This is a genomic window from Jeongeupia wiesaeckerbachi, assembly GCF_050916355.1.
GTDB classification, from domain to species: domain Bacteria; phylum Pseudomonadota; class Gammaproteobacteria; order Burkholderiales; family Chitinibacteraceae; genus Jeongeupia; species Jeongeupia wiesaeckerbachi.
The window spans coordinates 2,910,075-2,926,280 of the sequence record NZ_CP136946.1; the positions used below are offsets into that span (position 1 = coordinate 2,910,075).

Genomic DNA, 16,206 nt, shown 5'->3' on the forward strand with positions numbered 1-16,206 from the left:
TATTCAGTGATTAAACGAAAGAGTTTGATCCTGGCTCAGATTGAACGCTGGCGGCATGCTTTACACATGCAAGTCGAACGGATTTGCGGGGCTTGCTCCGCAAGTTAGTGGCGAACGGGTGAGTAATACATCGGAACGTGCCCAGTAATGGGGGATAACCTGCCGAAAGGCAAGCTAATACCGCATACGCCCTGAGGGGGAAAGTGGGGGATCGCAAGACCTCACGTTATTGGAGCGGCCGATGGCTGATTAGCTAGTTGGTAGGGTAAAGGCCTACCAAGGCAACGATCAGTAGCGGGTCTGAGAGGACGACCCGCCACACTGGGACTGAGACACGGCCCAGACTCCTACGGGAGGCAGCAGTGGGGAATCTTGGACAATGGGCGAAAGCCTGATCCAGCAATGCCGCGTGGGTGAAGAAGGCCTTCGGGTTGTAAAGCCCTTTTGTCAGGGAGGAAATCCTGGCCCCTAATACGGGTCGGGGATGACAGTACCTGAAGAATAAGGACCGGCTAACTACGTGCCAGCAGCCGCGGTAATACGTAGGGTCCAAGCGTTAATCGGAATTACTGGGCGTAAAGCGTCCGCAGGTGGCTTGTTAAGAGCGATGTGAAAGCCCCGGGCTCAACCTGGGAACTGCATTGCTGACTGGCTCGCTAGAGTACGGCAGAGGGGGGTGGAATTCCGCGTGTAGCAGTGAAATGCGTAGAGATGCGGAGGAACACCGATGGCGAAGGCAACCCCCTGGGCTGATACTGACACTCATGGACGAAAGCGTGGGGAGCAAACAGGATTAGATACCCTGGTAGTCCACGCCCTAAACGATGTCTACTAGTTGTTGGGCTTTTCGGAGCTTAGTAACGCAGCTAACGCGGGAAGTAGACCGCCTGGGGAGTACGGCCGCAAGGTTAAAACTCAAAGGAATTGACGGGGGCCCGCACAAGCGGTGGATGATGTGGATTAATTCGATGCAACGCGAAAAACCTTACCTGGTCTTGACATGTCTAGAATCCCGAAGAGATTTGGGAGTGCCGTAAGGAGCTAGAACACAGGTGCTGCATGGCTGTCGTCAGCTCGTGTCGTGAGATGTTGGGTTAAGTCCCGCAACGAGCGCAACCCTTGCCATTAGTTGCTACCATTCAGTTGAGCACTTTAATGGGACTGCCGGTGACAAACCGGAGGAAGGTGGGGATGACGTCAAGTCCTCATGGCCCTTATGACCAGGGCTTCACACGTCATACAATGGTTGGTAACAGAGGGTCGCGAAGCCGCGAGGTGGAGCCAATCCCATAAAACCAATCGTAGTCCGGATCGCAGTCTGCAACTCGACTGCGTGAAGTCGGAATCGCTAGTAATCGCGGATCAGCATGTCGCGGTGAATACGTTCCCGGGCCTTGTACACACCGCCCGTCACACCATGGGAGTGGGTTTTACCAGAAGTAGCTAGGGTAACCTTCGGGAGCCCGGTTACCACGGTAGGATTCATGACTGGGGTGAAGTCGTAACAAGGTAGCCGTAGGGGAACCTGCGGCTGGATCACCTCCTTTAAAGATAATGCCTCATTAAGCATTCACACTCATCGGCTGTACGTTAGAGATACGGAGAACTGGGTCAGTAGCTCAGTCGGTTAGAGCACCGTCTTGATAAGGCGGGGGTCGCTGGTTCGATTCCAGCTTGACCCACCATTTGCTTTGCGGATGGACAAACAGTTTGATCCGATGGGGGCATAGCTCAGTTGGGAGAGCACCTGCTTTGCAAGCAGGGGGTCGTCGGTTCGATCCCGTCTGCCTCCACCACTACTTTTGTGTGGTTTAGTCTGGAAGGACTCAGTATTAAAGGCATTGGCGATTGTCAGTGGTTTTAATTCTGACTGTTTCAGTTGGACGAGAATTTATTCTCTGTATCGCTCTTTAACAAGATAGAAGAAGCAAAACTCAAATTTATTCAGTAATGAATGGGTTTGATTGCATCGAGTTTTGAATTCGAGAGAATTCGAAGTCGCAAACACAACTTGTAATCTTGAACTACGTGTTTGAGGTTATAGGATCAAGCGACTAAGTGCATCTGGTGGATGCCTTGGCGATCACAGGCGATGAAGGACGCGGCAGCCTGCGAAAAGCTGCGGGGAGCTGGCAAACGAGCTTTGATCCGCAGATATCCGAATGGGGAAACCCACACCTTTTGGTGTATCCATGACTGAATACATAGGTCATGTGAGGCGAACCCGGCGAACTGAAACATCTAAGTAGCCGGAGGAAAAGAAATCAACCGAGATTCCCAAAGTAGTGGCGAGCGAAATGGGAAGAGCCTGTACGTGATAGCGGTAGTCTTAGTAGAACGGCATGGAAAGGCCGGCAATAGTGGGTGATAGCCCCGTATACGAAAAGACCATCGTGGTACTAAGCGTACGACAAGTAGGGCGGGACACGAGAAATCCTGTCTGAACATGGGGGGACCATCCTCCAAGGCTAAATACTCGTGATCGACCGATAGTGAACCAGTACCGTGAGGGAAAGGCGAAAAGAACCCCGGGAGGGGAGTGAAATAGATCCTGAAACCGGATGCATACAAACAGTGGGAGCGGACTTGTTCCGTGACTGCGTACCTTTTGTATAATGGGTCAGCGACTTACGTTCAGTAGCGAGCTTAACCGAATAGGGGAGGCGTAGGGAAACCGAGTCCGAATAGGGCGATTAGTTGCTGGGCGTAGACCCGAAACCAAGTGATCTATCCATGGCCAGGATGAAGGTGCGGTAACACGCACTGGAGGTCCGAACCCACTAATGTTGCAAAATTAGGGGATGAGCTGTGGATAGGGGTGAAAGGCTAAACAAACTTGGAAATAGCTGGTTCTCCCCGAAAACTATTTAGGTAGTGCCTCAAGTATCACTAACGGGGGTAAAGCACTGTTATGGCTAGGGGGTCATCGCGACTTACCAAACCATGGCAAACTCTGAATACCGTTAAGTGCGAGCTTGGGAGACAGACATCGGGTGCTAACGTCCGGTGTCAAGAGGGAAACAACCCAGACCGCCGTCTAAGGTCCCAAATGATCAATTAAGTGGAAAACGAGGTGGGAAGGCATAGACAGCCAGGATGTTGGCTTAGAAGCAGCCATCATTTAAAGAAAGCGTAATAGCTCACTGGTCGAGTCGTCCTGCGCGGAAGATGTAACGGGGCTCAAATTGATAACCGAAGACGCGGATATGTGCTTAGGCACATATGGTAGGGGAGCGTTCCGTAAGCCTGTGAAGGTGACTTGTAAAGGTTGCTGGAGGTATCGGAAGTGCGAATGCTGACATGAGTAGCGTTAAAACGGGTGAAAAGCCCGTTCACCGAAAGCCCAAGGTTTCCTACGCAACGTTAATCGGCGTAGGGTGAGTCGGCCCCTAAGGCGAGGCTGAAAAGCGTAGTCGATGGGAAACAGGTTAATATTCCTGTACCGATTCTGAGTGCGATGTGGGGACGGAGAAAGGTAGGTCAGCCATCTGTTGGAATAGGTGGTTTAAGCGTGTAGGTGGGGGGTTTAGGCAAATCCGGATCCCTGTTAACACTGAGGCGTGATGACGAGGTGCCATTGGCACTGAAGTGATTGATCCTATGCTTCCAGGAAAAGCCACTAAGCTTCAGCTCAGAATTGACCGTACCGCAAACCGACACTGGTGGGCAGGATGAGAATTCTAAGGTGCTTGAGAGAACTCAGGAGAAGGAACTCGGCAAATTGACACCGTAACTTCGGGAGAAGGTGTGCCTCTGTAGGGTGAAGCGACTTGCTCGTGGAGCTTGAAGAGGTTGCAGTGAAAAGGTGGCTGCGACTGTTTATCAAAAACACAGCACTCTGCTAACACGAAAGTGGACGTATAGGGTGTGACGCCTGCCCGGTGCCGGAAGGTTAATTGATGGGGTGCAAGCTCTTGATCGAAGCCCCGGTAAACGGCGGCCGTAACTATAACGGTCCTAAGGTAGCGAAATTCCTTGTCGGGTAAGTTCCGACCCGCACGAATGGCGTAACGATGGCCACACTGTCTCCTCCTGAGACTCAGCGAAGTTGAAGTGTTTGTGAAGATGCAATCTCCCCGCTGCTAGACGGAAAGACCCCGTGAACCTTTACTGTAGCTTTGCATTGGACTTTGAAGTGGTTTGTGTAGGATAGGTGGGAGGCTTTGAAGCTGGAACGCTAGTTTCAGTGGAGCCGTCCTTGAAATACCACCCTGACCCCTTTGAGGTTCTAACCTTGGTCCGTTATCCGGATCGGGGACCGTGCATGGTAGGCAGTTTGACTGGGGCGGTCTCCTCCCAAAGTGTAACGGAGGAGCTCGAAGGTTACCTAGGTACGGTCGGACATCGTACTGATAGTGTAATGGCACAAGGTAGCTTGACTGCGAGACTGACACGTCGAGCAGGTGCGAAAGCAGGACATAGTGATCCGGTGGTTCTGTATGGAAGGGCCATCGCTCAACGGATAAAAGGTACTCCGGGGATAACAGGCTGATTCCGCCCAAGAGTTCACATCGACGGCGGAGTTTGGCACCTCGATGTCGGCTCATCACATCCTGGGGCTGTAGCCGGTCCCAAGGGTATGGCTGTTCGCCATTTAAAGTGGTACGTGAGCTGGGTTCAAAACGTCGTGAGACAGTTTGGTCCCTATCTGCAGTGGGCGTTGGAAATTTGAGGGGGGCTGCTCCTAGTACGAGAGGACCGGAGTGGACGCATCTCTGGTGTACCGGTTATCACGCCAGTGGTATCGCCGGGTAGCTAAATGCGGAATAGATAAGCGCTGAAAGCATCTAAGCGCGAAACTAGCCTCAAGATGAGATTTCCCTGTGGCCTTGAGCCACCTGAAGGGTCGTGGAAGACCACCACGTTGATAGGTCGGGTGTGGAAGCGCAGTAATGCGTTAAGCTAACCGATACTAATTGCCCGTGAGGCTTGATCCTATAACCTGAACCGCGTGGTTCGGGTGTGTTGCGACAAGGCTCGTAAAATATCAAACCCGAGTCATTGCTTCTTCTATCGAATTCAGAGATATGACTAATACAGTCGTAACTCCACCAGTTACGTCTGGCGACCATAGCGAGTTGGTCCCACGCCTTCCCATCCCGAACAGGACCGTGAAACGACTCAGCGCCGATGATAGTGCGGGTTCCCGTGTGAAAGTAGGTCATCGCCAGACTCCCCATGCAAACCCCCTGCAGCTACGCTGCAGGGGGTTTTTGCTTTGCGGGCGCGTAGCAGGATTTCTATTCGTGAAACCCAAGCCAATACGTTGAATTGCCAAAGTCACTCAAGGTTTTCTTGAGCGTGCCGTCATGGCACCATCTTGTTATGCGTATTGTTATCGACCTTGCCTCGCAGCAATTGACCCTCATCACAGCCCTGGGTGTGGTGCTCAATCAATTTCCCGTTTCCACTGCTTTAAATGGCGCAGGAGAGCAGGGGGGGAGTTATCAGACTCCTCGAGGGCGCCATGCCATTCGGGCGATGATTGGGGCGAATGCTCCGATCGGCGCGGTCTTCCGTTCCCGTCGCCTGACCGGTGAGGTGTATTCCGCTGAGCTCGCATCGGCGCAGCCGGAACGAGACTGGATTTTGACTCGCATTATCTGGCTTACGGGGAGAGTGCCGGGGTTCAACCGGCGGGGGGGCGTGGATACGATGGCGCGCTACATCTACATTCACGGCACACCTGATGGCGAACCCATGGGAACCCCTGCCTCGCATGGGTGCATTCGCATGCGTAACACCGACTTGGTGACATTATTTGAGGTGCTGAGGCCGGGCGCCGAAGTGGATATTGTCGCGGCGGACATCGACTGGCTGGTTTATCCGGTGACCGCGGCAATCGAGGTAGAGGGACTGAAGGCGTGGTCTCTGCCTGGCCCGGTCAGCCCTGTTGTCGAAGCGGATGACGGTTCGGTCGGCCGAGTGTTTGCGCTATGGCAGCAGCAGGGGCATTGCGAAGGTGTCGGTGGCTTGTCATTGGGCGGCACTGCATGGTTGCAGCTCACCGATCAGGGCGCTGGGCAGGTTGATCGTTTATTGGCTGCTCTGGCCGAAGAGGCGCGCTCGCTCGGGTGGCGGCACGTGGATATGCTTGCGCCGTCGCAACCTGCGCAGGGTTGGCGGCTGGTGAGTGCCGCTTTCACTAGCGAGATCGGCCTTGTCCGGCGCTATCGCTACGTGCTCTAGACGCGCTCAGGCAAGTGCGTGTTGGCGCTGCGTCTCGGGGGCGAGGGTGTTCTGATAGGTATCACTGAGCTGCCGATGACTTTTGATGGCAGGTTCGTTGCTTCGCTGGCGATTGACGTTGTGCATGAGGGTGAAGATCAATCGGTCTGACCAATCGTCGTTCATGTGGTCGTTGCCCTCTGCCACGGTGCTTGCTGTCACGACCGGATTCAGCTGGCCTAGCAGCCGCTGCCCAAATTCGACTTCGTCCGAAGCCGCGTCGGGTGTTCGTAGTTCGAGGCCGGCAAGGTGCGATACGGCGGATGCCTTGGGGAGGCGCGGCGATGGTAGTTGCGTCAGACGCATAGGGATCTCGGATGGCGGTGCGGCTGCACAATCCACCGGCAGTTGGTGGTGTTGCGCAACAATTTTTACAAGCCCCCATCATCCGGTTGGCCGGTCATGGCCGCGATGGCTGATTTACCTTCAAGTGCGTGATTTATTCACTAAAACAGTGAACTGCCGTGCTCACATCAGCAGGTGGCTGAGCAGGAAACCGCTGCTGACACTGGTAATCGAGCAAGTCAGGCCAGGAAGCATGAAACTGTGGTTGAGCAACCAGCGGCCGATGCGTGTGGTACCCGTCTGGTCGAAATTGATGGCCGCAATGACGGTCGGATAGTTGGGAATAAAGAAGTAGCCGTTGACGCTGGGGAACATCGCGATCAAGGCCGGGATGGGTAAGCCGAGCGCCAGGCCGAGGGGCATCAATGCCCGGATTGTCGCTGCCTGCGAATAGAGGAGGATCGACATCGCGAACAGCGCCAGCGCAAATAGCCAGGGTGCCGTCGTGACTGCCGATTGGATGTTGTCTGCGAAGAACCCCATATTGCCCTGGATGAACGTGTCACCCATCCAGGCGACCCCGAAAATGCCGATGACCGCAGCGGCGCCGGCGCGGAATACGCTGCCCTTCACTACTTGATCCGGATTGACTTTGCTGGTCAGTAAAATCAGGGCTGAAGCCGAGAGCATGACCATCTCGATAGCCTGTGCCATGTCCAGCCGAACGATTTGATCGCCGTTTCCCCAGGCGGGGCGCAGTGCCGGGAACGACCCAAGCAGCACGACTGAAAATGCAGCGGCAAGAAAGATCCACACGGACCATTTGGCTGAGCTGGGCAGGGCGGGGCGCGTGGTCTTGGTGTCGGGTTGCAGGTCGCCGGCGGCAAGTCTTGCCTGGTAAACCGGATCCTGATCCAGCTCGACCCCGAGGCGACTGGCGACAAAGGCGCCGGCCAGTGTGCCAAACAGGGTGGCTGGAATTGCGATCATCAGGATGTCCGACAGGTGCACGCCTGCTGGTGCGAGGAGCGACAGTAGCGCGACCGTTGCAGCCGAAATCGGACTGGCTGTGATCCCTGCTTGGGACGAGATCACGCTGATCGACAACGGGCGTTCGGGCCGGATGCCGGATTCGCGCGCGACTTCGGCGATGACGGGCAGGACCGAGTAGGCGACGTGACCCGTGCCGGCAAAAAGCGTGAACGTATAGGTTACGAGCGGCGCGAACCAGGTAATCCGCTTCGGATGCCGCCGCAGCAGTTTCTCTGCGATGTGTACGAGATAGTCCATGCCGCCTGCGGCCTGCAGGCAGCCGGCCGCGGTGATGACTGCCACGATCATCAGCATGACATCGATCGGCGCGGTGGCGGGCTTGAGGCCGAAGGCAAAAGTCAGTACGGCCAGACCCAGTCCACCCATGACGCCGAGGCCGATTCCGCCCAGGCGGGCGCCGATCAGGATGGCGGTAAGGACGATGGCAAATTCAAGCAAAAGCATGGGGCGATCCGGGAAAAAGGCGGCGGGATGTTGCCGGATGCCGCCGCCAGATGCAATGCCTGATTACGCTTGACGATTTGCCGTTTATTGCAGGGCCGGTACCGGCGTCAATCCGACGAATTCGGGGTGGTCGGTGATGATGCCGCTGATCTGGTAGTCGCGACAAAAGGCGTGTTCGTACGGTGTATGCGCGCCGTAGACGTAGCTGCGAAAACCGAGGTCGGCAATCTGCTCCAGCAGTCTGGCGTCGACGATTTCGAAATCCCAGACAATGCTCCGCAGCCGCTCGTGCGGCAGTGCCTGCTGCACCAGTCCGGTCAGCGATACTGGGTGATGGGCGACAAGCAGCGCGCAATCGACCTGCAATAGTTCTGCAGCGGCGATCACGATGTCATGGCGGAACGATGAAAGCAGGATGCGGGTCGCGTGGCGTGAGGCAGCGATGATCTCAAACGCGGGTTTGACCGCGTCCGGGGATTTGATTTCCAGGTTCCAGAGTGCCTCGGGAAAAGTATCGAGCGCTTCTGCCAGCGTGGGAACCAAATAGCCGAGTTGCTGCGACAGCGCCTTGCGCGTCAGGCCGGCGACTGGCGTGCCGTTGGGAGTGATACGGTCATGACACAAAACGGCTTCGCCGTCTGCACAGAGGCGGATGTCGGTTTCCAAGCCATCAAAGCCGCTGGATAATGCTGCAGCAAACGCGGCGAGTGTATTTTCCGGTACCGTGCGCGCTAGGCCGCGGTGGGCGATGAGTTGCATGCTGTGGCCGTATAGAATGTTGACGATACAAGCAATTTAGCAGGGATTGAATGCGGCGTTCTGTGTCCGGAGTAGCGGTCTGTCTGGCCGTGAGCTTCGCTTTGTCGACCACGGCCCTGGCCAGTGCAACACGTCCGCGGATCGGGCTGGTGCTCGGTGGCGGAGGTGCGCGTGGTTTGGCGCACATCGGCGTGCTGAAAACGCTGGAGGATGCGCGTGTACCGATCGACTGTATCGTCGGGACCAGTATCGGCGCCTTGGTTGCCGGCGGTTACGCAGCAGGGCGGACGCCCGAGGAGCTGATCGATCAAGCCGAGAAAGCAGACTGGGACTCGCTGCTGAGCAGCAGCCTGCCGCGACAAAGCCTGTCGTTCCGGCAGAAGGAGCTGGACCGGGTCGGTCAGGTGCCGATCGAGCTTGGCTTGCGCGATAACGGCAGCATCGCCTTTCCGAAGGCGGCGATCGGCACGCAAAAGGTCGAGTACTTCCTGCGCGAGCTGACCTACGGCGGGACCGTGGCCAACTTTGACCAATTGGCCACGCCGTACCGTGCCCTTGCCACCGATCTGGAAAATGGGGAGTTGGTCGTGCTGAGCGACGGTGACATCGTCAGCGCGATGCGTGCCAGCATGGCCGTACCCGGGGTTTTTCCGCCGGTACCGCTTGAAGGGCATATGCTTGTCGATGGCGGCTTGTCGCGGAATATGGGGGTCGACGTTGCCCGCAAGCTGTGTGCCGATGTCGTCATCGCCGTCGATGTGGCGTCGCCCCCGCTCAAGAGTTCGGAAATCGACAACCTGTTTTCGGTGGCCGACCAATACACGCGGTTGATGATCCTGCAGAACCAGCGTCCCCAGATCGCGAGTCTGGCAAGCGGCCGCGACGTCCTGATCACGCCTCAGCTCGACAAACTTTCAAGCACGGATTTCGGTAGTGCCAAGCAGTTGATCGAGCGTGGTGAAGCTGCAGCGCAGATGCAGTTGCCCGAGCTGGAGCGCTATGCCCTGCCGGCAGCCGAGTATCGCAAATGGGCGTTGGCCAGGCAGGCCAAGCAGTTGGTGCCGAAGCCGATCAACGAAGTGCAGGTCGCCAAACTCGATTATGTGAATCCGGATGTGTTGAAGGGGGCGCTGGATATCGCCCCGGGTAAGCCCTTGAACAATGAGCAACTGAACGAGCGACTGACCAAAACCTACGCCAGCGGCGATTTTTCGCAGCTCGACTATGAATTGCTCGATACCAATAGTGGTCAGATGTTCCGGCTGACGCCGGTCGAAAAAAGCTGGGGGCCGAACTACCTGAATCTTGGCCTGGCGCTGAGTACCGATTTTGATGCGGATAACCGCTACAGCCTGTCTGCACGTTACCGTCGAACCTGGATCAACAGTCTGGGGGGCGAGTGGGCGTCGTTGGTTCGCCTCGGTGATCACACCCAGTTTGCGACCGAGTTCTATCAGCCGCTGCAACTCGACGGTTATGCCTTCGTGGCGCCTTATTTCAGCGTCGAGAACCAGCCGGTCGATTTCTGGTTGAATGGCGCCAAGGTTGCGCAGTACAAGTACCGGAAAGAGCGCGCCGGACTCGATATCGGCTCGGGCTACGGCAAGTACGGTGAGGTCCGGCTTGGTATGGCGTACAACGAATATCGTGGTGCTGTCGATGTCGGTTTCATACCGGACTTCGATACCGATGACGATGGGGATATCGATGGCGACGACCAGGCTCGCTCGCCAAGCAATGCGCTGAAGAACTTTGGCCAGACGGACTGGGGGGTGCGATTGCGGCTGTATTACGACCAGCTCGACAGCCTGGCTTTCCCGACCGAGGGGGCGCTCTTCAGTGCGTCGTTGTACCAGTCGCTTGGCGGGCGTTCCGACGACGGCCAATTCGATCCATACAGTCAGGCAACCGCAACGCTGGTCAAGGGTTTCAAGCTTGGCGATTTTGGCGGGCATGTGAGGCTGCACGGCGTGGCGCAAGCTGGTGGCAGTGATAACGACCTCAACGACGTACAGTGGCTCGGTGGCTTCCTCAACTTGTCCAGCTACGGCTATCAGGAAATCATCGGCGACTCGCTGGCCTACGGCCGGATTGCGCTGTATCACCCGCTGTCGTTCCTGGTGCCGGACAGCAAGGTCTATATCGGCGGAGCGCTGGAGGTCGGGCAACTGTTCGATTCGGTCGACAAGTCGCAGAACGATTTGCACAGCTCGGTGACGGCCTTCCTCGGCATGGATACCTTCCTCGGCCCGTTCTACATCGCCGGCGCCTATGGCGACAACAAGAAAGCACGTTTCTACGTGATGCTGGGCAATCCGTACTGATGCGTGACCTGAGCTCGATTTACGCCTCGCCCAGTGCGGGGCGTTTGTTTTTGTCCGGGCAATCCGCGAAAATAGCCGACTAATCCAGTCAACCATGGCCTGCCGGCCACGCATCATGTCGTTTATCTCCCGCCTTTTTGGCGCCGCGCGCGAAGGAACACCTCCGATGTCCCAACCTGAATTCCTGCAAGCGGCCATTGCACCGCTCGTCGACTCCAATACCGGCAAGACCTATGTCGCCGGCAAATGTATCAAACGCCTTGAGTTGCTGGATGGCCATGCCTATGTCGACGTGCTGCTCGGCTATCCGGCGATCAGCCAGCACGATGCGATCCGGGCGCAGTTCGAGGCTGCGCTGGTGTCGCTCGAAGGCGTCGGCGCATCGACGGTGACCGTGCGCAGCCAAGTCGTGTCGCACGCGGTGCAGCGCGGCGTGCCGCTGCTCAAGAACGTCAAGAACGTCATTGCCGTTGCCAGCGGCAAGGGCGGTGTCGGCAAGTCGACGACGTCGGTCAATTTGGCGCTGGCACTGGCCGCCGAGGGCGCGCGCGTCGGCCTGCTCGACGCCGATATCTATGGTCCGTCGCAACCGCTGATGATGGGGGTGGCCGACGCCAAGCCGCAATCGCCGGACAACAAGCACATCGAGCCGATCATCGCTTACGGAGTGCAGACGATGTCGATCGGCTTCCTGGTCGACCCCGAGCAGCCCATGGTCTGGCGTGGGCCGATGGTGACCCAGGCGCTGCAACAGTTGCTGAACGATACGCTGTGGGACGATCTCGACTACCTGATCATCGACCTGCCGCCGGGCACCGGCGACATCCAGCTGACGCTGAGCCAGAAAGTGCCGTTGACCGGCGCGGTCATCGTCACCACGCCGCAAGACATTGCCCTGCTCGATGCGCGCAAGGGCTTGAAGATGTTCGAGAAGGTCGGCGTGCCCATTCTTGGCATTGTCGAGAACATGAGCACGCATGTGTGCTCGAATTGCGGCCATATCGAACCGATCTTCGGTGAAGGCGGCGGCGCCCGGATGGGCGAGGACTACGGCGTGAGCCTGCTTGGCAAACTGCCGCTGGATCTGGGTATCCGTACCAGCGTCGACGCCGGCAAGCCCAGCGTCGCCGCCGATCCGGATGGCGCGATTGCCGCGCTGTACAAGGCCATCGCCCGCAAGGTGGCGATCGGCGTTGCCGAGCGCGCGCAGGATTTTTCGGCCAAGTTCCCGAAGATTGTCATCCAGAAATAGCGGTGGCGTCATTGGTGCTGGCGCCGTGGATTGGGTGCTCGGGGTGAGGGCCTGCGCTTATCGCATGTCGCTTGCCTGAACTGGACGATTCATCGTGCTCAATAGGGCGCACGGAGAGGCCCAGCCTTGCCGTGTGGTGCTTTCTGGAGTCGTCTCCTCGGGTGAAGCAGCTACCTTGTTCGCTGGCGTGCACTACTGCTTGGCCAGCGCAAGGGTGAGCGAAGGCGGGTCAGTGCTCGGTCACTCACACATTTGAACGCAGCAGCGGCCTGTGCCTGTCTGGCGCAGGCCGCTACAATCGGGGCTCCGCCAGGAGCCTGCCCCGCGTGCGTCTTACCCATATCAAACTTGCCGGTTTCAAATCCTTCGTCGACCCGACCACCATCCACGTGCCGGGCCAGCTTGTCGCCGTGTGCGGGCCGAACGGTTGCGGCAAGTCGAATGTGATCGATGCAGTGCGCTGGGTGCTGGGTGAATCGTCGGCCAAGCAATTGCGTGGCGAGTCGATGCAGGATGTGATCTTCAATGGTTCGACCAGCCGCAAGCCGGTCAGTCGGGCCTCGGTCGAGCTGCTGTTCGACAACCGCGAAGGGCTGGCGGCCGGACAGTGGTCGAACTATGCCGAAATCTCGATCAAGCGCGTCCTCACCCGCCAGGGGGATTCGGACTACTACATCAACAATCTGGCGGTGCGGCGCCGCGACATTACCGACCTGTTTCTCGGGACCGGCGTCGGCAAGGGCGGTTACGCGATCATCGAGCAGGGCATGATCAGCCGCATCATCGAGGCCAAGCCCGAGGAGTTGCGGCATTTTCTCGAGGAGGCCGCCGGCGTATCCAAATACAAGGAGCGCCGACGCGAAACCGAATCCCGGCTGGCCGATACGCGCGACAACCTGGCACGCCTGGACGACATCCGTCGCGAACTGGCGGCACAGGTCGACAAGCTGCGTGAGCAGGCCGAGGCCGCTGGCGAATACCAGCGTCTGCAGGGGTTGATCACCGAAAAGCAGCAGTTGCTGGCCTTGCAGCGCAAGCGCGATGCTTCGGCCGAGCTGGATCAGGTCCGTGTGTCGATTGCCGCCGCGCAGACGGCGCTGGACGCGAAGCTGGCGGCGCTGCGCGCGCACGAAGCCGAGATCGAGGCGCTGCGCGAGCATCACGCGGGGGCAACCGGCAGTGTGCACGAAGCGCAGGTGGCGTTGTTCGACGCAAATGCCGTGGTGGCGCGTTTCGAGCAGCAACTGCTGCACGTCCGGCAGACACGTGAACGGCTGCAGCAGCAGCTCACGCTCAGTAATGACGAACTGGCCGGGATCGCGTTGCAGCGCGCAAGCTGCGACGACGAGGTCTCGCTGTGGCAGCTCAAGCGCGATGATGCCTTGCTCGCCGTCGAAGAGGCTGCCATCGGCTTTGACGAGGAAGTGCAGCGCCAGCCTGCGCTGGAAGCCGCATTGCGCGAACAGGATTTCGCCTTGCAGAAGCTGCGCGATGCGCAGGCGGTGGCCCAGTCGTCACAGCAGCTGGCGCGGCAACAGTTGCAGCAGGCGGAGAGGGTGGCTGCGACGCTGGCTGCGCGCAAAGTCCGGCTGGATGCCGATTTGGCGAGTGCGGTCGGTGACGATGCTGCCGAGATAGCGGCGCTGCGCAATGAGGTCGATACCCTTCGTGCCGGTATCGAAGACCGTATGCTGGCGGTCGAATTGCAGGATGAAATGCATGAGCGCGAGCGAGCCGAGCTGGCCGAGCAGCAAGCTGAGCGCGAGCGGCTGGCATTGGCACGCGCCGATGCCGTGGCGCGGATGGCGGCGCTCGAGGTCCAACCGTCCAATGACGACGCAGCGCTAGCAAGCTGGCTCGATCAGCATGGCTTGCGCGACGTGCCGACATTGTTGTCGCAGCTTGATGTCGATCCGGAGTGGGCCACCGCGTTCGAAGCGGTGCTCGGCGGCGCATTGAATGCCCGGATTGCTGACGCTCTGCCGATGGACGCTGCGCCAGTGGCTTTGTCGGTACTGGGGCGCGTGGATGCCGTATCTCAATCTGGATCGTCGAACGATTGGGTGCCGTTGGTGGCGATGGCCCAAGTGCGCGACGCCGGGTTGAAGGCGTCGCTTGATATGTTGCTGTGTGGCGTGTACTGCGCCGATTCGTTCGCGCTGGCGCTCGCCGGGCGGCGGCGGCTGCCGCCGGGGGCGCGGCTGGTCACGCCGGAAGGGCATGTCGTCACGCCGGTATCGGTGCACTATTTTGCCGCCACGGGCGACGGGCAAGGGGCGGTACATCGCAAACTGGCGCGGAAGGCCGCGGCTGATGCGCTGGCTGTGCTGATGCCCGAACTGGATGCAGTGCAGGCGGAGATCGAAGCTGCGACGCCGCGGGTTGCTGATCGCGAAGCGACATTGCGCTCGCTGCGTCAGCAGCAACTGGATGTGGCGCAGCATCTTGCCGGCCTGGAGCGGGCCTTGGCTGCGCGCGAGGCCGACGCGCTGGCTGTCCGGCTGCGCCGGGAAGCGTCGTCCGACGCGCTTGCCGAGCTGCTTGTGCTGGTCGATGAAAATAACGCGGAGCGTCAGTCGGCGGCGCAGGCGCTGGCCAATGCAGATGCCGCTGCCTTGCCGCTGACGGCTGCGCTTGAGCAGGCGCGGCAGTCGCGTGCGACGGCCGATGCAGCACTCGCGACGCAACGCGAGCGGCTGCGCCAGACCGAACGCCAATTGCAGGCCGACCGCTTTGCCGCGCAGAGTGCTCGCGATCGCCTAAACGAGCTGGCGCGGCGATCGGCAGCGTTGACCTCGCAGGCGCTGCTGCTCGGCGAGCGGCTTGCCGCGCAGCAGCGCGAGCTGGAGGCAGTCGCTGAGGCCGTGCTGGACGACGATGTGCAGCAGGCCATCGATCGGCGTATCGATGCGGAGCGGCGGCTGGCCGAGGTGCGGGATGCGTTGAATGGCATTGCCCACACGCAACGGGAGCGCGAGGCCGATAGGCACACGATCGAGCAGGGGCTGGAGCCGGCCCGCGACGCGCTGTCAGCGCTCAAGCTCAAGGAGCAGGAGGCACGTCTGACGTTCGAGCGCTACGCCGATGAGCTGGTCGAGGCCGGTGCCGACGAGGTAGCACTGACGTCGCGCCTGGGGGCGGGCATCAAGGCATCGTCGCTGCTGAGCGAAATCGGCCGGCTGAGCCAGGCCTTGAATGCCTTGGGTGCGGTCAATCTGGCTGCGCTGCTCGAGTTGCAGGAGGCGCAAACGCGCGCCAACTATCTCGACGCGCAATCCACCGATTTGTTATCGGCCACCGAAACGCTGGAATCGGCGATCCGCCGAATCGACCGGGAAACCCGAGCATTGCTGCAATCGACGTACGACACGGTCAATACCAATTTGCAGGCGCTGTTTCCGGCACTGTTCGGTGGCGGGCATGCCGAACTGCATTTGACCGGCGACGAAATTCTCGATGCCGGCTTACAAATCATGGCGCAGCCGCCCGGAAAAAAGAACAGCACCATCCACTTGCTTTCGGGTGGCGAGAAGGCACTGACCGCGCTGAGTCTGGTATTCTCGCTATTCAGTCTGAATCCGGCGCCGTTTTGCCTGCTGGATGAAGTCGATGCGCCGCTGGACGACGCGAATACCCTGCGTTTCTGCGACCTGGTCAAAAAAATGGCCGAGCGAACGCAATTCCTCTATATCAGTCACAACAGGCTGACGATGGAAATGGCCGAGCAGTTGATCGGCGTGACAATGCAGGAGCAGGGCGTGTCGCGGGTTGTCGCCGTGGATATTCAGCAGGCGCTGACCATGCGGGATACGGCGCTTGCGGTGTGAGTCAAGAAAATCGTGCAAAGCGCAAGGTAAACCG

The 16,206-nt window shown here is 58.8% G+C and carries 7 protein-coding genes, 2 tRNA genes and 3 rRNA genes; 9 read left to right on the forward strand and 3 right to left on the reverse strand.

Annotated features, from left to right (window positions below; translation table 11 throughout):
* The first annotated feature begins 12 nt into the window (after nucleotides 1-12).
* The 6 genes from R0382_RS14235 (at nucleotide 13) to R0382_RS14260 (ending at nucleotide 6,189) form a co-directional block, all read left to right on the forward strand.
* Nucleotides 13-1,547, forward strand: a 16S ribosomal RNA gene (locus R0382_RS14235).
* A 61-nt stretch (nucleotides 1,548-1,608) separates the two neighbouring features.
* Nucleotides 1,609-1,685: transfer RNA gene (locus R0382_RS14240), tRNA-Ile, on the forward strand.
* Between the two features lie 35 nt (nucleotides 1,686-1,720).
* Nucleotides 1,721-1,796, forward strand: a tRNA-Ala gene (locus tag R0382_RS14245).
* Between the two features lie 248 nt (nucleotides 1,797-2,044).
* Nucleotides 2,045-4,937, forward strand: a 23S ribosomal RNA gene (locus R0382_RS14250).
* A gap of 123 nt (nucleotides 4,938-5,060) precedes the next feature.
* Nucleotides 5,061-5,173 (forward strand): 5S ribosomal RNA (gene rrf, locus R0382_RS14255).
* The 16S, 23S and 5S rRNA genes sit together here with 2 tRNA genes alongside, the layout of an rRNA operon.
* A gap of 152 nt (nucleotides 5,174-5,325) precedes the next feature.
* Entirely contained in the window at nucleotides 5,326-6,189 is an 864-nt protein-coding gene (locus R0382_RS14260) for a L,D-transpeptidase family protein (protein ID WP_432720397.1), read from the forward strand.
* A gap of 6 nt (nucleotides 6,190-6,195) precedes the next feature.
* On the opposite strand, the gene R0382_RS14265 is transcribed toward R0382_RS14260, so the two are convergent.
* From R0382_RS14265 to R0382_RS14275, 3 genes are all read right to left on the reverse strand, one after another.
* Nucleotides 6,196-6,534 carry a hypothetical protein gene (locus tag R0382_RS14265; protein ID WP_432720398.1) on the reverse strand — a complete coding sequence of 113 codons (339 nt, stop codon included), beginning with the start codon at nucleotides 6,532-6,534 and terminating at the stop codon, nucleotides 6,196-6,198.
* Nucleotides 6,535-6,696: 162 nt separating this feature from the next.
* Nucleotides 6,697-8,010 (reverse strand): anaerobic C4-dicarboxylate transporter family protein, encoded by a 1,314-nt coding sequence (locus tag R0382_RS14270; protein WP_432720400.1) that lies wholly within the window; start codon nucleotides 8,008-8,010, stop codon nucleotides 6,697-6,699.
* Between the two features lie 84 nt (nucleotides 8,011-8,094).
* Nucleotides 8,095-8,769, reverse strand: coding sequence for a glycerophosphodiester phosphodiesterase (locus tag R0382_RS14275; protein WP_432720402.1), 675 nt, complete (start codon nucleotides 8,767-8,769; stop codon nucleotides 8,095-8,097).
* Nucleotides 8,770-8,819: 50 nt separating this feature from the next.
* On the opposite strand from R0382_RS14275, the gene R0382_RS14280 reads away from it, so the two are divergent.
* From R0382_RS14280 to smc, 3 genes are all read left to right on the forward strand, one after another.
* Nucleotides 8,820-11,093: a patatin-like phospholipase family protein gene (locus R0382_RS14280; RefSeq protein ID WP_432720403.1), complete on the forward strand. Its 2,274-nt coding sequence runs from the start codon at nucleotides 8,820-8,822 to the stop codon at nucleotides 11,091-11,093.
* Nucleotides 11,094-11,259: 166 nt separating this feature from the next.
* Complete coding sequence (gene apbC / locus R0382_RS14285) at nucleotides 11,260-12,345, forward strand: iron-sulfur cluster carrier protein ApbC (RefSeq protein WP_432720405.1); 1,086 nt, start codon at nucleotides 11,260-11,262, stop codon at nucleotides 12,343-12,345.
* A gap of 326 nt (nucleotides 12,346-12,671) precedes the next feature.
* The gene (gene smc, locus R0382_RS14290) at nucleotides 12,672-16,172 is read left to right on the forward strand and encodes a chromosome segregation protein SMC (RefSeq protein WP_432720407.1); all 3,501 of its coding nucleotides are present in this window, start codon (nucleotides 12,672-12,674) and stop codon (nucleotides 16,170-16,172) included.
* The last annotated feature ends 34 nt before the right edge of the window (nucleotides 16,173-16,206 follow it).